The following is a 19,437-nucleotide window of genomic DNA, read 5'->3' as shown; positions in this document are numbered from 1 at the left end:
ATGAGCCGTGGGCGAGGTATCACTCGCTAAAGTGCTCGTTTTGTGGCGGTTTTGGCGTGCGATCTTCTAATAGGCGATCAATCTCACACACGATGTTGGACGCAACGTTTCCCGCCGCCAACGCGGACGATTTGAAGCGGCTGACGGCATCCATAGTCGCACTGCCGTCAAGAGCACGGGTTACAAAAGCCTCTATATCCTCATAGGAACGACCGATTTCGAGCGGTTCAAACAGAGGCAAATCCAACGTATTGGCAAAGACCAGAACCGGCCGGCAAAGCTGGGTTGCATCTACTGCAACTGTCGAGGGAGTTGTTATGGCCGCTAGTGAGGCCGAGAGTAAATCGGCGGCGGTGACACCGGCGAACCCGGGATCATCCCGGTGCAGTAGAAGCGCGTTGGCCCGGGTTGTTATGCGGGGATTCTTTTGCAGCCAGACGCCAGCCGGATGCGGTTTTATGACAAAAAACACATCCTTGAACGTGTCCACCAGTCGTTCGATATTCGCGCTGAAGTGCCCGCGATAGCCATCGGCTTCATACCGATGCCAATGCAGATTCTCAAAAATCGCGATCACCGGTAGGCGGCGAGGGTTCATCGCCTCGAGGCTGCTCTGAAGCGTCGCAAGGTGCCGCGACGTGCTTGGCGCAAATCGTCCTACGGGAATGCAGCGTCGCACAAGATCAGATGATGCTTGCTTCGGCAGTCGCGCAGGATCGCCATAGGTGAATATGGATGACGACGCAATTTTCACATCACTGGTATGGCGATCATCAAAGTAGGATAAACCCGGCGCTTCCAATCCATGTTGCATGGATATCGTTGGAATACCGAGTTCATTGGCTTTCAACACGGCCGCGTGAACCAATCGATGTGGGCGCAAGGAAGTCTCCGCACCGACGATAAGGACGGACGCGGACTTCACATCGAGCGCTCGCAGATTGCCCTCGTCCGTGTCCTCCGTGAGAAGACGAAGACGCGCACCGGTGTTTACGATCTCTCGCACGATATCCGGCTGTTGAAGGTATACCGACTTCAGAAGCACCACATCCACATCATGGCGGTTGCCATTCATGTCTTCGCCAGCGTCGGCGACCAAAGCCGTCACAACTGGCAGCAGCACATGAATGTCCTGCAGAAGATGGAAGAATATAGCAATCCGCGGGGATTTGGCAGGCCGAGGCTTCTCCAGCCGCATAAGCTCGAGCCATTTCCGGCCAGTAGCCTCTGCCGAGAATTCTTTCTCAATAATCGATCTTGCCTTCTCAATGTCCGCCTCTGTCGCCGCTTCATCGAGAAGATACCGTCGAAATCCGCCCTCCCAATCATCGGTTACGATGCAATCCTTTAACGGCTCGAGAGACATCAGACGCGAAGCTATCACCGGAGTACCGCAGCTAAGCGCCAGAAGCGCGCGATTGGCCGATTTACACTCTGAAAATTCATCCTCGATCTGGGGCATGAGGAAGGCATCACTCGCCCTGACAGCCTCAAAGCAGCCCTCCTGGCTCCACAACTCAAATCGTGACCGGAATGGGAGTGGCTCTATCAAAGTCCTATAAGCATCAGAGCGGCTACTCATAACGACCAGTTCGAAATCAACCGTCTGCGCAAGGCGGATCAGATCAGATGCAATGAGCGTCAGGGTTTGTATGCCCGATTGAAAGCTGTCCGAACCCGCGTTTCCGAACCAGATGAGCTTCTTGCCACCGTTAAGACCCGAGACAGGTGCCTGATCCGCCGGCATCTTATTGCGACCTGCAGTCACTAGCCGAGGGCGAGTTGCCCAATAACCACGAAGCCGATCATACAGCCTCGCCGGCAACTTACGCGGCGTGCGAGACAGCTCTGCGACCAGGATCCGAAAAGACAGAAAGGACTCTCGCGCCTGTTGTCTCGTCCGCCCTATCTTGGATTTCAAGTCGGCCAAGCGGGTACGAGGGCGAATAAGCCGGCGAAGTTCAGCAAGACTATAGGCATCAATCTTTTTGACGCTGAAAACACGCGTGCGCTCAATGAGCGCGCTAGACTCCGCTTGATCAGGAATAACAACGATCGGAATTGAACCCGAAAGCGAAGCGGATAAAACCTTCCTCAGCTGCTCCGTTGGCACCACGATAGCGTCGATGTAGGGCGCCTGAGAGAGAATGATAACCCTGCGCAGTTCCCCCGAGCTGTTGCCGTACCTGGGATGCGTGACATAATCGCATAGATCGAGAAAGACCTTTCGTGCGTACCGTTCGCGGAGCTCCCGCATAATCGCGGTCAAAACATGGCTTACGGTCTTGACGAATATGACGACATCGTACTCCTTCAAATGCTCGATCTTGGCATCGCGAACCGAGAAATAGGCATTTTGGAATCCATTGTCCGCAAGGGCGAAGCTGGGATAAAGCGCGCGATACCTGAAACTGGCAACGTTCGGGCTGATGTCTGCCGATACCCAAGCAATCTTCATGTGGCTTCCAGGAATAGATCCATACTGCGCAAGGCGTCACCGAGGATCGCTCTTGCATTCAAACATGCAACCGCAGGACCCTTACAACTTGGTCCTCCAATCTCGCAAGAGAATAAAACTCCGCGATCCTATCCTGCACGTTCTGCAACAAAGAAGCCGCTTGGCTCTGGGGCATCGAAAGCAATTCGATGATTCGTTCTGACCAGGTTTCGTTCACGGTTTGGGGCAAGCCCGTAATATCGCAAATACGAGCATAGACCGGTCCTGTCGACAGCACGGGCAGGACGCCAGAACTCGCATACTCTATGAACTTGGTATTTGCCTTGCAGTCATTGAACGGATTGCGCACCAGCGGCGCCAAGCCCACTTTCCAGTCAAGCTCACGCATCCTCGCGAGGAAACCATTATAGTCCGCCGTCGGCGGAATGGCGCGCACCCTGCTTCCGTATTTCCGAACCATTTCAGGCGGCATCTTGATCGATCCGAAGGTTTCGAAGCGCGCTTCCGGGAGACGATCCAGCACATGCTCGATGGACGGCAGGACTTGCGCGAGATCCTCCGCGTGACCGGCAGTCCCCATGTAGCCGAACAGGAGCTTGTCCGACAGTTCTCGCTTTATGTCATTTGAGGCGGGGCAATATATCTCGCCGGCGATGGCCTCGGACCTGAAGTCATAGCGGTTAAAACGTCTCTTCAGCTCTTCGGTGGACAGGTAAATAAGGCTAGCGCCTTCGCAGAGCGCTCGCATGCTCTGCAGGCGGATAGGATCATGGTACCGATCGTACTTTGCCTTACCCAGCGAGAGCGGAACGTCAAACAAGTCATCGTCGAAATGGCTCACGAGCGAAATGCCCGCGCTGTGACAGTAAGCAACGACCTCCTTCGAACCGACACCTCCATAGCGGCTCGCCACCACTATAGTAGGATGCAAAGACGACAGAAGTGTACGCATATCTTGAGGGGTCGAAATGACCGACTCCTCAAACATAGCGAGCGCAACTTCCCCGGTCTGCCGGCGTAACGTCAGCGGCAAATCAAAGCTTATTCGCTGAGTTGCACCAGCTCCATCAGCCATTATCACCACCCTATGCCGAGCGTCGGAAAAATGGCGATCGAATATGAGCGGAGAAATCTTCGAGGTCGATTGGCCCTGAGGGGTGGGGCGGAAAATACGGGCGATACGGCGCAGCATTCAACGGCACTTCATCGGTAGCAATACTCGTACATCTCTTGAGTTGCCGCTTTAGATATAGCAGGAGAAACCCAATCGCAAACATTATCCCCACCCGAGCTATCGTGTTCGTTCGGAGCCGGGGGCAAGACGCCTCAAAACGGCGTGCGGGAGAAGTTTTCGCTGGCGCACCGGCCAAAAGCTGAATATCGGTGCCCCGCTGACCATGCAATTTACCACCAAGATAGGACGTTTGTTTCTCAGCATGCAGACTGAAAACATTGATTTCGATGGCACGCCTTCGCCGGCCAAACGGGTCCGGCATAGCATCGCGCTTGCCTATCAATTGTTCCGACCGCAGCTCAAGGCCAAATTCAGCCGATCATTCCTCGGCTATTTCTGGATCATTTTCCCTATCGTTGTCCTGACGGTGGCGGCGCACGGAGCCCATCAATCTGGAATCATGTTCGCGCCAGACATCAATCTTCCGTTTTTCATATTCTATATGATTGGAGTGGTGGCGTGGTTGAATTTTGGTGAGGCTCTTATGCTAGGGGTGCGATCGGTTGAAGCCTCCCGGTCGTTCATCGCACGTGTCCGCTTTCCAATGCTCAGCATCGTGCTCAGCCAGTTGTTTGCAATCCTGGTCGACGGCCTGATCCGTATTCTTTTCGTCGCCCTGATGTCGCTTGCCTTTGGAATTGACCCGTTGAGAGTCATACTTAGCTGCGGGATCATCCTGTTCGGGACCGTCTTTGCGGCAATGCTTGGCGCCTTTATTGCTCCCTTTGCGCTATTGGTGGAGGACGTTAAGCGTATCTTCCAGCTATTTTTGTCGTTCGGTCTCTTAGTTAGCCCGGTGTTCTTTCAGCCGCGGCCCGGCACAACATTGGAGACTGTTTTATATTTTCATCCGATTGCCCCGATAGCTTTACCAGCTCGCAAGGCGATGGCAGGTGCGCCAATTGACATTCCACTGTCGATTGTGTTCGGTCTGACAGTGTTGGGTCTACTGATTATTGGTTTGCGCTTCTTCATCAAGGCTAAGCCGCTCATCGTCGAGCGCATGCTGTTGGGAGGACGATGATGTCAGAGAATGCCGTCGTCCGTGTCAACGGTTTGAACAAAAAGTTCAATCGCGATCTGAAAGGTTCCTTTACCTCGGGCATTCGTACGCTAATTGGAGGCGCCTTTAAGGAGGACCCCAGCAAGCTGAAGGCTGGCGAATTTTGGGCGCTTCGAAACATAAATCTGGAGCTTAGGAAAGGCGAGTCACTTGGCCTTGTCGGAGTCAATGGCAGCGGCAAGACCACCCTGCTTCGCCTGATAGCCGGGGTCATAAACCCGACATCCGGAACGATCGAGACCCGTGGCAAGATCGCACCCATGCTGGCTCTCGGCGCAGGCTTTGAACCCAGCCTCAGTGGCTCTCAGAACATCTACCTCAATATGTCGCTTCTTGGGATGACCACGGATGAAATCCGAGCGAGCTACGACGCGGTCGTCGATTTTGCGGAGATCGGCGAAAGCATCGACGCCCCGCTCGGCACCTATTCTACGGGCATGAGGATGAGGCTTGGATTTGCATGCGCCGTCCACACCGACCCGCAACTTCTCATCGTCGACGAGGTACTGGCAGTCGGGGATGCGAGCTTCCGCGTAAAGTGCCGCAACAAGATCAACGATATCCGCAAGGGAGGGGCATCTCTCATTCTCGTCTCCCATTCCCGGCTTTCGATAGAGTACTTGACAGATCGAGCAATCTATCTGCGGAAGGGCCAGGTGCTGGCAGAGGGAGATTCGAAGTCCGTTCTCGATGCCTATGAAGCCGATCAAGCCAGCACAACAAGAGAAAAGCTAAACAGTCGGGACAAGCCCTCAACCTCTGCGACATCGATTGCGACAGGCAAGAAAATAACCATCGACCACGTCCGATTGCTTGACAATGCCGGCCACGAAATTGAGCAGATTTTTCCTGGCGAGGATTTGACCGTCGAAGTAGCCGTGACAGCTCATGAAGACCTTGACGAGTGTGCTTTCAACGTCATGTTTAAGCCGGTGGTCGAACCAGTGGTCTATCATCCCTCCTCGACACGAGATGAATTGGGATGGGTACAAATTACCAAAGGCAGGCACACGGTTCGCATGAAATTTGATCCTGTCATCTATTTGCCTGGCCTTTACTCGATCAGAGTCAACATCTCGCAGGGATCGATGATGGACATACTGTGTCACGTGGAAGAGAAGAGTGTCCGAGTACTGCGACCCGAGGGAAAGATAATTCGTTCGCACTATATACCGCCGCTGCACATCGACCTCGCAGGCTTGGCTGTTACTGCGCCGGATCCGGAGGACGTGGATTTTGAAGGAGCAGAAGATCTTTGACGAGGCGTCCGGGCATGCTGAATGAAAGGTCAGTGCAACTTGTTGTGTTTCATGTCGATAAAGGCGCTGCTGTTATCGATCGAACCAAATATGGAGACTTTCGCGCGCGGGATTATCACAAAATGATTGCCCTCATGTGGGCGTCATTCCAGCGTTACCACCCAGGCACGACCCTCACCATTCTTACGGATACAGACAGCCGATTTAAATTGCCGGGTGCTACGATCTGGCGTCGCGAAATCGACATCGATCGAATAATGTATGAGCGCATGATCTGGCAACGCGATGCACTCACGCGCCTCGGCAGCGAACACCCGGTATTCCTGCTCGACTCCGACATGCTCTGCCTCAGAAGCTTCGCCCACTTATTTGAACAGAAGACCGGTACCTTTGATCTCGCGTTGACATACCGACGCTCCCACAACTCACCGATCAACGGCGGCTTGTTGATCGTCAATAGCGGTGACGAAGCGCGCAAGCGCGTAGTGAGCATGATGTCTCAGATGATTGAAAACTACACGTCTATGAGCGAGGAGGAAAAGACATGGTTCGGCGACCAGCTCGCGCTCCGTGATCTTGTGGGCCTACATCACAGCAAAATGCGTAACCTTCAAGTGATCGAAAACTGGCTGGGACACATCCTTCTGCTGGACTGCGAACAATATAATTTCACCCCGAAATTGAGCGATCATGACATCCTCAAGCCGACGACGAAGTGTCGGCTGTATCACTTCAAAGGTAATCTCAAGCATTATATGGGGCCGTATTTCACGGTCGCACGTGCCAAGCCCTTTAGGCCATCGGCATTTCTTGCCTATCCGTTTCTGCCCTGGGCACTCTTTAAAATTTGGCGGCTGGAGCGGATTCGACACGCTGAATCCCGACGTGGCGAACAACAGCCGGAGAGCAACGGCGCGATAGCGACGAAGAGAAAAGGTCCTGACGAAGGCGAGCAAATACGCACCGAAATCAAGACGCTTTCCGATGAGCTGCGCGCTCGCAATTTGACATACTGCGGCTATGACAAACTGGCCATCCTTCACGATTGTATTGTTGATGTGGAACGGAACAAACTGGAAGGGCGGTTCGTTGAGGCGGGGGTCGCCCTTGGCGGCTCGGCTATCTTCATGTGCCATTATAAATCTCACAATAGGCCACTAGACCTGTATGACGTTTACGACCAGATCCCAGCTCCTGGGCCGGAAGACGGGCTTGATGCACATGAGCGCTATGCTCAAATCGAGTCTGGGCAGTCCCACGGCCTTGGCCAGGATCAATATTACGGTTACCTTGGCGATACAAAGCAGCTTGTCGCCGACAACCTCAAGACTTTCGGCTTTCCTGCCTTCGAGCACAACATCCATTTCATCAAGGGATTGTTCCAGGATACGATGAACCTGACAGAACCCGTCGCAGTCGCTCATATCGACGGCGATTGGTACGATTCGGTGAAGACTTGCATCGATCGCATTGCGCCACATATCGTAAAGGGCGGTTACATTATATTTGACGACTATTCGTCTTATTCCGGATGTCGGAAGGCAGTGGATCAGTGGCTCGCGCAATCACCTGAATTCGAGCCGGTGGTGATTAAGCGCTCCATTGCCGTTCAGCGAAAACGCTAGCGAATCTCTGTCAATCCTCCGAGGTTGCCGATGTTGGCGTCTGCCTCGCCTCTCCTCACCGTACGCGCGGTCATCTGCGCTGCGTGAACGGTCGACAACGATGCCGATGCATGAAGACGACAAGATGGTCGCCGGAAGAGAAAAGAACCCCGACCGGGCCGGGATCTCGCCATTGCGCTCGCTCTTCTGCTCGTCAGCAGCTACGTCATAACCGGCAGCTTTGGCATCATGTTCAATCAGAAGGCTTTGGATCCGATCTGCGCCTATATCCGCCCTTATTTGTGCGGACAGAGGCAGCACGGGCTTTATGCCTGTCGTTCGGAGCTAGATCACTCAAGAGCGGTTCAGTTTTTTGCGGAAGTGCAGAACCGTCCCGAGCTTTGCCATTGCGCCATTCCTGGGAAAACTGCTTCGCACTTTACTGGCGTTGCTCTAGCTGACGTCACAGCGACGCCTAGTTGATCCGCTTACGGGCGGCCCGGAATCGCATTTACGAAACGCTGCATCACCAAATGGCACGCCTGAGCCGAGGTTCTGATCATCTCCAGATCCGCATCGAGGTGATGGCGGAGTTGGCCGGGTTCGATGAGTTCGAAACCGAGAGCACTCGCAATTCCGGGGGAGCGTTCGTCGACCTTGACGAGAAAACTCCATTTGTTCTGACTCAACATATGAAGATGCGCATGGAGGCGACTACCCACATGCAAGTCCACTTGCCCGTAAAATGCCAGGAGCCTGTCAACGTCGTCGGCCAGGAGGATCTCGTACCCAAGCTGTCGAGCGAGTTGGCGCAGGTGGCGAGGCGTCTTCGCCTTTTGGCTGCCCAAACGCATCCCGAACCGGTCGGCCAACGGCTCAAAGACAGATGGAGGATCAAAATTCTGATGGAACACCAAAACCCGCCTCTTTTCCGGAAATAACTCGGCCACCTCTTTTAAAACCGGAATCTCTCTATCCCAGAAATCACCGCGATCTGTAATCGTTACCGCGATGGTTGACAGGTTGCGCTCGAACTTAGAGCCGTCCAATAGAGGGCGGTCCATGACAACTGGGCAGCAGGTCATCAGCGTCTGTTCACGCAATGCCGGCAACGCCGTGTCCAGAAGCCCCTTCGTCAGCGGACAGCGCCAACTTGAGTATTCAATTCGTTCGTGGATGATCGACAAGATCTCACTAGCGTTGTCTGTGAACCCTTCGTTGAAACCCGCTTCTCCGTGCAGACCGATACCGAAGGGTATGAACACCAGGTTTGACTTGCGCAGCGTGCTTGCCTTCATTTTGGCGATCGGCGCGAAGTCATCCTTGAGCTGGTTGGCTCCGGCGAGAATCACATAGCGATGCGACTGCAACCGCGCAAAATCCTCATCGACGAGGGGCGTTCTGGGAGAAAACATCGCTGACTGAGAGAACCTGCCAACCTGCCGCTCAATCGCACGCAAGATGAAGCCGTCACCATAATTGACCTTCTTTTGATGACGAATGGAAGGCGGAACCAGAAATGGAGTAAGAACTGCGGACATCAAGAATTGCGCCTACTTCCGGCCAGCGTAAACCGCATATGGATTAGGGTGGGTGCGCACGATCACCTTTTCAACCACCTCACTATAGTTTTCAAAGAACACTTCTTCGAGGCACTGCGGCGAAAACCGGTAGAAATCAGCATTGTATCGAATGCCGTGTCTCGCGAAAGTGCGTGTGGTATTGTCGCTATCGTCGGGAAGGGTCATGTAAATCGGCACCCCTATGATGGCGAGTCCACCCGGCTTCAGTACCCGCAAAAACTCCCCCGTGCTTTTCCAAAAGTATTTGTCGTGCTCAAGCGAAGACGAGGACAGAATGCAATCGAATGTGTTCTCGCTGTACTCCAATTCGTTCGAATTACCCAACACCATCTCACACTGTTCAAGCTCCGGCGAAGTTTTCTCAAAGCCCAAGTTCAGCGCAATTTTGCGAGCACCATCAAATGCATCCATCGACAATAGAGTATATGCACTTGCACCGGCTTCCATAACCGCTGCAACTTTGCGATCCCCTAAATGCTTTTTGACGATATCCTCGAAGACCGCAAACACCTGTGGACTCATAAGTCACCCTTTCTTTATTTGTGCCGCTATATGTCTACCCATGCATCAGAGTATCAATAACAGCTATCCTGCACGGCTCCGGGCAATTGCAAGAAACGTACGCTTCTCTATTGGCTCGAGATAACTATCCAGCGTCTCCCAGCCACACTCGGCCAGCAGAGACAGGAGTTGATCTTGGGAAAGATGGTTTCTCCAGCCAAGTCGGGTCAGCGCTTCCCCGTCATACACGCCGGCATCCGATATGACATGCGAAATGATTAGCCGATCTGCCGATCCAGCCATCTTGACCAAGAAGCCCCTGAGATCATCGATATATTCGCTGACACCGAGGACTGTTATAAAGTCATAATGCCTGGGCAGCTCGTCCCTGTTGAGATCCAGAGCAATGACACGCCGACTCTGAGGAAGAATGTCGTAACCTTGATAGGAAGCTCGGGACAAACGAGAAGCTAGGAGGCGCTCAAGTTTCTCATCCCCGCAGCCAAGATCGGCGACATCTACGCGCTCCGCTTCCCGAGTTTGAATATCTCTCTGAATAAAGGACACGCAGATCTCAGCCCGATTGAGCCACGACGTAGCCTTTTGATCCGACAGGTTATAGCGATTCATGATTGCTCTCTTGACGGCTCCACTCAGAGGTAACAACTCCTCGATATCATCCGTAACTCGTGCCCCGAAGGCGACATTGCGTTTACCCGCCTTCCGAGACAAAGGCTAGCCTTTTTCCCGAGCGGCGCCGCTTCCTTGGAAACCGCCGATAGGAAGCGCAACGCCTACAACCTGTTTAGGAGAGCAAGGATGGGAAGGAATTTGGTCTGGAGTGCGCTTTGGCGCTTTATCCCGGTTCGCTTGAGCACGGACAATCTCTCAAAGGGCCAGCCGCCATGGCGAGCCCGCTGAAAGGCATGGAACGCGGCACGATTTTCGGGAGTAAGGCGATCCTCGAAAGTCGCGATTGCGAGTTCATGGACAGTGTTCCACGCGCGCCATTGCCCCTGGAGGGCCATCCACAACCTTACGATTTGTCCCGAGATACTATTGTTGGCGCCGATCAAGTTGGCGGCGTGCTGACGGTATTTCAACACGGGCTCGGAATCATATCGGACAATCCCGCCGCAGCCCGCGACAACAATGTAGAACCACCAGTCATGGGAAATGAGTCGTGTTTTCGGCAAGGTATTGACCACAAGATCCCGCGCCGCCTGGTTGAACATCATGGTGTTGCCTCCGCCGATGCTCTGGACCAGGGCGTTGCGAAAACTTGGCTCGAGTTTAAACTTGGGTGACAAGCCTACATGGTTGAGGTGCTCATCGACAATTTCAGTCCGAGCGAAATAAACTGCCGGTGTGCCCGCATCGATCCGCCCCAGCCAGTCAATCCCACGTTCGAGTTTTTCCGGGTACCAAATGTCGTCCTGGTCGCTGAACGCATAAACGTCGGCATTCTTGAGCTTCGAAAGATTGCCCAGGAAATTTCCGCAAAAACCGAGATTGACGGGATTTCGTATCAAGCTGAAGCGAGCGTCATTTACGGCCAAAGCTGCCAGCATTTCGACGGTACCATCCGTTGAACCGTCGTCGAAGAACGTGACATGCCAGTCGGTGAGTGTCTGTGCCTCAATGGATGCGATCTGCTCCTGAAGATGGCGCATTCCATTAAAGGTCGCGCAAAGAATGTCTATCAACTCAACATCTCCGAATCTTCAACGGGAAGTGGTAGCAGCGCGTTCACGAGCCATTGGCACGGGGCAATGCCACCTCTTCTGTTGACGGCGTACGTCCGGGCAAGCGCCTCTCCAGCTACCACGCGAACCTACTTGCCATTGCACGACGCCAGTTCCTGCGATGACGCGCTCTCAACGGCTCGGCGTGAAATCGCTGGAAATAACTGTCCGTCTTCCTCGAACATCGTCTCCCCGTGCAAGATAGCCTCTAGGAGAAGAGTTGAACCGGTGCACGTCTCCATGTGATCTTCGTCCGAAAAAAGGCTCCAATCCTCGGCGAATCCAAGCCCCTCACGCTCCAGATCAATGAACGGAATGTGATACTTTTCGGACACCCTCTTCAGATCCTCGACATGCAAATCCAGGCCATACTCTTTCTCGAATTCAAGCGCATCGGATCGCACCGGCGGCTGATAGAAGACGATCTGAATATTGTGTGCTTTCCCCCATATTGCGAAAAGGTCGAATAGCCCATTCCAGGGAAAATTGCTCCTGATATCGGCGAGCCTCTGAATTTTAGGATGTTCGCGCGCAATGGGCGGAAGTGGGTTCGCATTCATCGCGGCAGACAAATCGATCCGCTCACCATTTGGGCGAACCGTCTTGAACCAGGGATCATCGTAAACCGGGATGGAGCCATCAGCGCCGATCAGCCTGCGGTATAAATTCGTCAGACGAAGATCCGATCTATACCGCACAAGGTGAAGCAAATGCGAATCTGGCGATCCTCCATTCGTTTCGTAGTTGATAATTTCCGCTTTGGTCTGCTTTGCCTGATCCAGTTGATCAATGAGAGGCATCAAAGAAAGGAGCAACGGAAAGTATTTCTGATGATCTCTTTCCATGGATAATCCATCGCGGCGCCTCATCAAGACTGGTGCCTCGACATAGATCTTTCGCAAAGTGGGGAATTGAAGCCGTATTATTTCCGCCTGCAAGAGCAGCCCGTATGAGATTTCATTGTAGGAATTCCCGGATCCATTGACGGCATCCGCGAACCCAAAGCGAGCGGGCCTCAGAACCTTTGAACGAGAACTGCCGACGAACGCGGAATGCACGGCCTCCGGGTCCGGCAAGCGTTTGAACAGCGCGACATTGTGTACCAGAAATTGGTTGCCGATTTCGCGTCCGGATATCTTTGTTTCCGGCAGCGACCGAAGCAAGCCCTCTACGCCCTCCGTACTCGTTGCGGCCTGCGACATTTCATAAGCACGAACCGCCCCCTCAACCATGGCTAACGCCAGCACAGACACCACGACGTAAGCGAATACCGTTCTCACCGCTGTTCTCCTAGAACTGGAAATAGATGAATTGCGCGCCGTCTACATAGTAAATGAGTGAAAACACAAACATTGTTGAGAAAACCAAAAGCTGATTCCGAATTGAATAATGGGTTATAGGTTGACCATTTGTGGTTTTATTTGCGATGAAATACAAAATGACAAACATCCCCAGCAATTCAAAGAAAACCCCATCCAGTCTTGTCTGCATGTATCCGGCGCCGAAGCTAAATATATTTGAAACCACCATTAGCGCCTCGGAGAGGGTCGGCGCCCTGAAAAATATCCACGAAAAGAAAACCACAGCCATGGTAAGAATCCACGACATCGGCCCCCATGAGAACACCGCCTTCACGCCCGATGGGAGCCTCACGAGGTGGTAGTACCTGTTCACGCTGAGGGCGAGGCCATGAATTCCCCCCCATATGACGAAATTATAACTGGCTCCGTGCCACAAACCTCCGAGCAACATGGTAATCATTAGATTTCGAGTGATTTTGAAATTGGAAAGATCTCTCGACCCCCCGAGAGGAATATACAAATAGTCGCGAAGCCAATTCGACAGCGTGATGTGCCAGCGGCGCCAAAACTGTTGAATTGATCGCGCCGTGTATGGAGAATTGAAATTCGAGGGCAAGTCATAGCCAAAGAGCTTCGCCGCCCCTAGAGCCATGAGAGAATAGCCCCAGAAGTCGCAGAAAATCTGAACGCCAAATCCGACAACAGCCAGCAGATTGTCGAGGCCGCCATAATTGCCCGGGTTGGCAAATGTCGTATTGACGTAGGGAGCGATACCGTCGGCGATCCCACACTTCAGAGCGAAACCAGTCACAAAAAGATACGCTCCCGTAACAATGAGATCGCTTGAAAGTTTTTGCAGGGTGCCAATTTGCGGCATGAACTGATTAGCGCGGCAAATCGGGCCGGCAATCAGGTGCGGGAAGAACAATACGAATATCGACAGCTTCAGCGGATTTCGTTCCGCGACCATCTTTTTATTGTATAGATCGACAGCATACGAAATCAATTCAAAGACATAAAACGAGATGCCCAGCGGCAGAAGAGCCGGAATCCTGGGGCTCTCTACCGCGATTCCGACTAACTGAAGTCCATCGACCACGTTGTCGACAAAGAAGGAGAGATATTTGAATGAGAATAATATGCCCAGATTTGCCAACACCACCAACCACAGACCCAGACGGCTGTTCCGCGGATAAACCCCGACAGTGATGACCCAATTCAGAATGATGAGGCCAAGCAGCAGAAATACAAATAGAAAACTCCACTGAATATAAAAAACAACACTGGCAATAAATACTATTAGCTGCCGGAGAGGGACAGACTTTGTAGACCAATACGCCAATAATGTAAGAGCCAGAAGGATCCCATAACCTTCAGAATTGAACAGCAAACGTCACCTCTCCGCGATCCAGCTCGTACAACGGGCACCTAGCGACCTGTCGGTCCGTTGTTTCATCACCCATGCCGCAACCTCATGCGGCAGCGGCAAATGTCTATGCCGGCGTGCGCCATAGCGCATGATTGACACCTATGCCAAGCGCCAACTGGTATTCAAAGGATGCCAGGGATGAATTCTCTTTTGGCTGCAGCCGTTATGTCACTGCAGAACCCCTTGCGATCTCGGATAGAGACGAGCGGGACGCAAAGCCTCGACGCAATTTTGCAGGAATTACTCTAGAAGCCAACACTTTACCTTGGCTTCAATCGTTTGCTCCGGCGTTTCACGCATCCGGCGGCAGAACTGGATTCTCATCTTGCCGTCCAGGCCTCGCCAAGGTATGTGCTCAGCAGCACAATTGGCTATATTGCCGGCGTTGGCCGCTGTCACAATCCAGCGATCGAGCCTAATGCAAGGATGTATGCGTTGAATGTAGAACAACTGGAGATCGGGGACGTCAAAAAGATCACTCCCGCCAGGTTCGGTGACTCGAGGGGCTATTTCAGCGAAGTCTTCAAGGATTCCTGGTTCCGCACCAGTGTGGCAGACGTATCTTTCGTGCAGGACAATGAGTCCCTTTCAGCACAGCCGGGAACCGTCCGGGGATTGCATTTTCAGTTGTCTCCCTTTGCGCAAGGCAAACTTGTGCGCTGTCTCCGTGGCACGCTCCTGGATGTGGCCGTCGATATCAGACGTGGCTCTCCGACATATGGGAAGTGGGTCTCCGCAGAACTGTCCCCTGAGAATGGCTCACAGCTTTGGGTGCCAGCTGGATTTGCGCATGGGTTCGTCACTTTGCAGCCTGATACGATCATAAGCTACAAAGTCACAGCTCCCTACAGCGCGGAACATGACCGTGGCGTGCGGTGGAACGACGCCGAGATCGGGATCGAGTGGCCACAGATGGATGCCTACGTTCTTTCTGAAAAGGACAATAAGCAGCCACTGCTTTCCGAACTCCCCGAATATTTTCAATTTTCGTAAAACGGAGGGCCTCATGCGTGTTCTTGTAACGGGTGGCGCTGGCTTCATCGGTTCGGCATTGGTGCGCTATCTCGTCAGCGAGATCGGCGCCGAAGTGCTCAATATCGACAAGCTGACCTATGCCGGCAATCTTGCCTCGCTGAAAGCGATCGAGAATGCTCCGAACTACAGGTTCCTCAAAGCCGACATTTGCGACAGAAGCGCGGTCAGCAGCGCTTTCGAGGAGTTTCGTCCCGATTATGTCATGCATCTGGCGGCGGAAAGCCACGTTGACCGCTCGATCACCGGCGCGGCGGATTTTATCGAAACGAATATAAACGGCACCTTCAGCATGCTGGAGGCGGCGCGGCAATATTGGCAAGGTCTTCCGGCGGACGAAAAGGCAGCATTCAAGATGCTGCACGTGTCTACCGACGAAGTCTATGGTTCCCTCGGCGAAGACGGGCTGTTTGCCGAGGCGACACCTTACGATCCGTCCTCTCCCTACTCCGCATCCAAGGCAGCAAGCGATCACCTCGCGACGGCGTGGGAAAGGACTTACGGGCTGCCCGTGATCATTTCCAACTGTTCGAACAATTACGGTCCTTTCCATTTCCCGGAAAAGCTCATTCCCCTCATCATATTGAACGCGCTGGAACGGAAGCCGTTGCCCGTCTATGGAAGCGGCTCCAACATTCGCGATTGGCTCTATGTCGACGACCACGCACGAGCGCTTTGGCTGATCGTGCAACGGGGCCGCCCCGGCGAAAAATACAATGTCGGCGGGCGCAACGAGCGACGAAACATCGAGGTTGTCGAGCGCGTGTGTGCGATCATGGATGAAATCCGGCCAGGAACCGAGCGGCATAGCGATCTTATAAGCTATGTTGCCGATCGGCCGGGCCACGATGCACGCTATGCTATCGACGCCACCAAGCTCGAGACCGAACTCGGCTGGAAAGCACTGGAGAATTTCGACAGCGGTATTCGCAAGACCGTCGAGTGGTATCTGGAAAACGCTTGGTGGTGGCAGCCGCTGCGTGAGCGTGTGTATTCCGGTGAACGCCTCGGCGTGTTGAAAAAGGTGTGAGATGCGCATCGCGGTAACAGGCAAGAGCGGCCAGGTCACGTCTGCGTTGCAAGCGCTGAACGTGGGAGCTATCGAGGTCATCGCCATCGGGAGGCCCGAGCTGGATTTGCTCGAGCCGTCGACGGTGCGTGAAACCATTGCGAAGCTCAAACCTGGCGTCGTCGTCTCGTCGGCCGCCTACACTGCCGTTGACAAAGCCGAAAGCGATGAGGCGGCGGCTTTCGCCATCAATCGAGACGGCGCAAGGGCCATCGCCGCAGCGGCTGCCGAGCTGTCCCTTCCCGTCATCCACCTCTCGACCGATTATGTTTTCGATGGCGACAAGCCCGAAAGCTATGTCGAGAGCGACCCGGTCGGGCCGGTATCCGTCTATGGCAGATCGAAGCTCGAGGGCGAATTTGCGGTCGCCGCCGCGAATGAAAACCATGTCATCCTGCGGACAGCCTGGGTCTATTCAACGTTTGGCCACAACTTCGTGAAAACCATGCTCAGGCTTGCGGAGACGCGGGAAGAGTTGAGCGTTGTGAGCGATCAACTGGGTTGCCCGACCTCAGCCAACGACATAGCCGAGGCTATCGTCAAAATAGCAGGCAGGCTAGCAAGTGACTCCAGTCCGGACTTGCGTGGGGTTTTTCATTTGGCCGGCAGCGGCGAAACGAGCTGGGCTGGGTTTGCACGATATGTAATGTCAGTTCTTGAGGAAAAGACTGGCAGGCGCGTCACCGTCAAGGACATCGCCACCGCTGACTACCCCACAGCCGCGAAACGGCCAGCTAATTCCAGATTGTGCTGCGATAAGTTGAAGGGCCGTTATGGCGTGAGCATGCCGGAGTGGCGGATGTCAGCGCGAGATGCTGTGACAAAGCTCTTGGAAGAGCCGAAGGAGGCCGTATGAAGGGTATAGTGCTTGCGGGGGGGAGCGGCAGTCGCCTGCACCCGATGACTCATTCGGTCTCGAAGCAGTTGCTTCCGATCTATGATAAACCAATGATCTACTACCCGCTGACGACCTTGATGCTGGCTGGCATACGGGAAGTTTTGATCATCTCCACTCCACACGATATGCCGCTCTTTCAGCGTTTGCTGGGTGATGGCAGTGAATGGGGCATGTCTCTGAGCTATGCTGTCCAGCCAAGTCCCGATGGACTGGCCCAGGCCTATATCATCGGCGCAGACTTCGTGGCGGGCGGGCCATCCTGCCTTATCCTCGGAGACAATATCTACTTCGGCCACGGCCTTCCGGAACTCCTCGAAGAGGGTGTGTCCAAGGGTGATGGCGCGACGGTATTTGCCTATCATGTGCACGATCCCGAACGTTACGGTGTCGTCGAATTCGGCAGCGACATGACTGCCATTTCGATTGAAGAAAAGCCGGCGAGGCCCAAATCGCACTGGGCTGTCACCGGCCTATATTTTTACGATGCAGACGTCGTTGATATCGCAGCCAATCTAAAACCATCGCCACGCGGCGAATACGAGATCACCGATGTCAACAAGATCTACCTGGAGCGGGGGAAGCTGCGTGTCTCGATGATGGGCCGGGGATATGCCTGGCTCGATACCGGCACGCCCGAAAGTCTGCTCGAGGCCGGCGAGTTCGTCCGCACGCTTGAAAAACGCCAGGGCTTCAAAATCGCCTGCCCGGAGGAAATTGCGCTGGCGAAAGGCTTCATCACCAAGGAGCACTTCGCCCAGATTGCCGCCAAAGCGGGCAAAGGCGATTACGGCCAATATTTGCGTGGTCTGGTGGAATAATAGCTGCGATTCGGCAGAATATAGAGGTCAGGCTGAAAGCCTCCTCCTGACGTCCTCTCCCAATTCCTTCATGCGGTCGGCCGGAATGCGGCCGATCAGCATGAACGCGTGCGTCTCGTTCGACCAGTAGATCACGTTCAGGCCCTTGCGGCTTTCGAGGTCCGGCGCCTTGCGGCCGGCATCCGATTTGACGATGCACAGCGCCATCGGGCCGGTTTCGGGATCGAGATAGGCGATCTGGGCGAGCGGCTTGCCATCATATTGCAGCATCAGTGCGCGTTTGAAATCGATGCCCGGGAGCGACACGGCTTCGGGGGAGAGCGACAGGCCGAGTTTTTCGTCGAGCGAGCCGAGCTGGGCGGCCTGGACGTCTCTCTCGGGTACGGGGCCGGCGAGAGTCTCCGGGGTATAGAGTGAGATATAATCGGCGACCACGGCGCGCCATTCGCTGTTTTCGTCCTTTGCCGAAAAGCTCCTGCCGATGCCGATGACGGCGCGGTCGATCGCGATGCCGGCGACCAGCGAGGCGGCGAGCGCGCCGAGGAAGCGGCGACGGCTGCCGAAAGCGGGCGTGGGGTCGGATCTTGCGCTCTGCTGCACCGGGATGGCAGCGAGCATCGTCCCCAGCTTTTCGCGTGGGGCCTCAGACAGCAGCGGGGCGAAGGCTTGCTCGAACGGCAGGCTGGCGCGCGCCAGAAATTCCAGCCGTTCGGCGGTGCTCTCGTCTTCGTTCACAATGGCTTCAATGCGCGCAGCCTCTTCGGCCGTCAGTTCACCGTCGATGAAGGCGGTCAGGTCCTCGTCGGAGGGAATGGTGTGCTTCGTGTTCATTGTCGTCCCCCTTCCGATCCGGCGCCGGAGAGCTTGGCGCGGGCAGCCGCCAGCCGGCTCATCACGGTTCCGATCGGAATATCCAGTATGCCTGCAACCTCGCGATAGGAAAGTCCTTCCACATAGGCGAGGAAAATCACCGTCCTCTGCGCCTCAGGCAGCGCATTCACCTGTTTCAGCACCTGACCCGCCATCACATGCGTTTCGGTGTCGTGCGCACCGTCGAAGGTCAGTGTCTCCCCGGCATCAACGAAACCCTGGCCCTGGCGCACCCGGCGGGAGCGGATCTCGTTCAGCCAGATCGAGTGCAGGATCGAAAAAAGCCAGCGGTCGAGACGGGTGCCGGGGATGAACTGATCGGCGCGCTCGAGTGCGCGAAGGCAGGTCGCCTGCACCAGATCGTCGGCGACATCGCGCTGATGCGAGAGAACGAGACCATAACGCCAGAGCCTTGCCAGATTTTCCGTCAGGCCGCTCCTGATATCCGCTTCGCTCGCGATGGCCGCCTCCGCCAATCCTGCATCCCTCGAAACCGCCGGATGAACCGGCGATTCCATTCTCGCGCGACTATAGGCAGGAAAATGGGTGCGCGCGACCGACATTCTTACATCC

At 54.5% G+C, this 19,437-nt stretch carries 17 protein-coding genes and 1 pseudogene; 8 read left to right on the top strand and 10 right to left on the bottom strand.

All coding sequences use genetic code 11. From position 1 onward, the window contains the following. Window positions 1-19: 19 nt before the first annotated feature. Entirely contained in the window at window positions 20-2,458 is a 2,439-nt protein-coding gene (locus MOV76_RS18065) for a hypothetical protein (RefSeq protein ID WP_028734778.1), read from the bottom strand. Between the two features lie 58 nt (window positions 2,459-2,516). Continuing rightward, window positions 2,517-3,650, bottom strand: coding sequence for a hypothetical protein (locus MOV76_RS18060; protein WP_028734779.1), 1,134 nt, complete (start codon window positions 3,648-3,650; stop codon window positions 2,517-2,519). Window positions 3,651-3,855: 205 nt separating this feature from the next. Here MOV76_RS18060 and MOV76_RS18055 point away from each other — a divergent pair, with 205 nt between their 5' ends. The 4 genes and pseudogenes from MOV76_RS18055 to MOV76_RS18040 all read left to right on the top strand — a co-directional run. After that, window positions 3,856-4,716 carry an ABC transporter permease gene (locus MOV76_RS18055; protein WP_028734780.1) on the top strand — a complete coding sequence of 287 codons (861 nt, stop codon included), beginning with the start codon at window positions 3,856-3,858 and terminating at the stop codon, window positions 4,714-4,716. Then, window positions 4,716-6,014: an ABC transporter ATP-binding protein gene (locus MOV76_RS18050; protein ID WP_050578580.1), complete on the top strand. Its 1,299-nt coding sequence runs from the start codon at window positions 4,716-4,718 to the stop codon at window positions 6,012-6,014. The genes MOV76_RS18055 and MOV76_RS18050 overlap by 1 nt, the downstream gene beginning before the upstream one ends. Window positions 6,015-6,028: 14 nt before the next feature. Continuing rightward, complete coding sequence (locus MOV76_RS18045; RefSeq protein ID WP_247265012.1) at window positions 6,029-7,639, top strand: TylF/MycF/NovP-related O-methyltransferase; 1,611 nt, start codon at window positions 6,029-6,031, stop codon at window positions 7,637-7,639. 138 nt (window positions 7,640-7,777) lie between these two features. Continuing rightward, a pseudogene (locus MOV76_RS18040) lies at window positions 7,778-7,967 on the top strand (polymerase); the annotation flags it as partial. A gap of 139 nt (window positions 7,968-8,106) precedes the next feature. On the opposite strand, the gene MOV76_RS18035 reads toward MOV76_RS18040, so the two are convergent. The 6 genes from MOV76_RS18035 to MOV76_RS18010 form a co-directional block, all read right to left on the bottom strand. After that, complete coding sequence (locus MOV76_RS18035) at window positions 8,107-9,159, bottom strand: polysaccharide pyruvyl transferase family protein (RefSeq protein ID WP_028734750.1); 1,053 nt, start codon at window positions 9,157-9,159, stop codon at window positions 8,107-8,109. 12 nt (window positions 9,160-9,171) lie between these two features. Further along, window positions 9,172-9,711: a class I SAM-dependent methyltransferase gene (locus MOV76_RS18030; RefSeq protein ID WP_165403077.1), complete on the bottom strand. Its 540-nt coding sequence runs from the start codon at window positions 9,709-9,711 to the stop codon at window positions 9,172-9,174. A gap of 75 nt (window positions 9,712-9,786) precedes the next feature. Next, on the bottom strand, window positions 9,787-10,332 hold the full coding sequence (locus MOV76_RS18025; RefSeq protein ID WP_130651756.1) for a methyltransferase domain-containing protein: 546 nt from the start codon (window positions 10,330-10,332) through the stop codon (window positions 9,787-9,789). 164 nt (window positions 10,333-10,496) lie between these two features. Beyond that, window positions 10,497-11,408 (bottom strand): glycosyltransferase family 2 protein, encoded by a 912-nt coding sequence (locus MOV76_RS18020; protein WP_028734747.1) that lies wholly within the window; start codon window positions 11,406-11,408, stop codon window positions 10,497-10,499. A 128-nt stretch (window positions 11,409-11,536) separates the two neighbouring features. Further along, window positions 11,537-12,727, bottom strand: a complete 1,191-nt coding sequence (locus MOV76_RS18015) for a hypothetical protein (RefSeq protein ID WP_130651755.1) — start codon at window positions 12,725-12,727, stop codon at window positions 11,537-11,539. A 10-nt stretch (window positions 12,728-12,737) separates the two neighbouring features. Beyond that, complete coding sequence (locus tag MOV76_RS18010) at window positions 12,738-14,138, bottom strand: MBOAT family protein (protein ID WP_130651754.1); 1,401 nt, start codon at window positions 14,136-14,138, stop codon at window positions 12,738-12,740. 465 nt (window positions 14,139-14,603) lie between these two features. On the opposite strand from MOV76_RS18010, the gene rfbC reads away from it, so the two are divergent. The 4 genes from rfbC to rfbA are packed head-to-tail and all read left to right on the top strand — an operon-like array spanning window position 14,604 to window position 17,994. Beyond that, window positions 14,604-15,170, top strand: coding sequence for a dTDP-4-dehydrorhamnose 3,5-epimerase (gene rfbC / locus MOV76_RS18005; protein ID WP_028734745.1), 567 nt, complete (start codon window positions 14,604-14,606; stop codon window positions 15,168-15,170). A gap of 13 nt (window positions 15,171-15,183) precedes the next feature. Next, complete coding sequence (rfbB, locus tag MOV76_RS18000; protein WP_130651753.1) at window positions 15,184-16,239, top strand: dTDP-glucose 4,6-dehydratase; 1,056 nt, start codon at window positions 15,184-15,186, stop codon at window positions 16,237-16,239. Window position 16,240: 1 nt separating this feature from the next. Further along, on the top strand, window positions 16,241-17,134 hold the full coding sequence (rfbD, locus tag MOV76_RS17995) for a dTDP-4-dehydrorhamnose reductase (RefSeq protein ID WP_247265011.1): 894 nt from the start codon (window positions 16,241-16,243) through the stop codon (window positions 17,132-17,134). Further along, complete coding sequence (rfbA, locus tag MOV76_RS17990; RefSeq protein ID WP_028734742.1) at window positions 17,131-17,994, top strand: glucose-1-phosphate thymidylyltransferase RfbA; 864 nt, start codon at window positions 17,131-17,133, stop codon at window positions 17,992-17,994. Before rfbD ends, rfbA begins: the two co-directional genes overlap by 4 nt. 27 nt (window positions 17,995-18,021) lie before the next feature. On the opposite strand, the gene MOV76_RS17985 is transcribed toward rfbA, so the two are convergent. Both MOV76_RS17985 and MOV76_RS17980 read right to left on the bottom strand, forming a co-directional pair. Continuing rightward, entirely contained in the window at window positions 18,022-18,825 is an 804-nt protein-coding gene (locus MOV76_RS17985) for an anti-sigma factor (protein ID WP_247265010.1), read from the bottom strand. Beyond that, window positions 18,822-19,427 (bottom strand): RNA polymerase sigma factor, encoded by a 606-nt coding sequence (locus MOV76_RS17980; RefSeq protein ID WP_018445762.1) that lies wholly within the window; start codon window positions 19,425-19,427, stop codon window positions 18,822-18,824. The genes MOV76_RS17985 and MOV76_RS17980 overlap by 4 nt, the downstream gene beginning before the upstream one ends. Window positions 19,428-19,437: the final 10 nt, after the last annotated feature.

Origin of the sequence: Rhizobium sp. PRIMUS64 (assembly GCF_023006465.1) — a bacterium.
In the GTDB taxonomy this organism is placed as follows: Bacteria; Pseudomonadota; Alphaproteobacteria; order Rhizobiales; family Rhizobiaceae; genus Rhizobium; species Rhizobium leguminosarum.
Note: the sequence above shows the minus strand (reverse complement) of the source record. Positions and strands in the feature narration are given on the sequence as shown.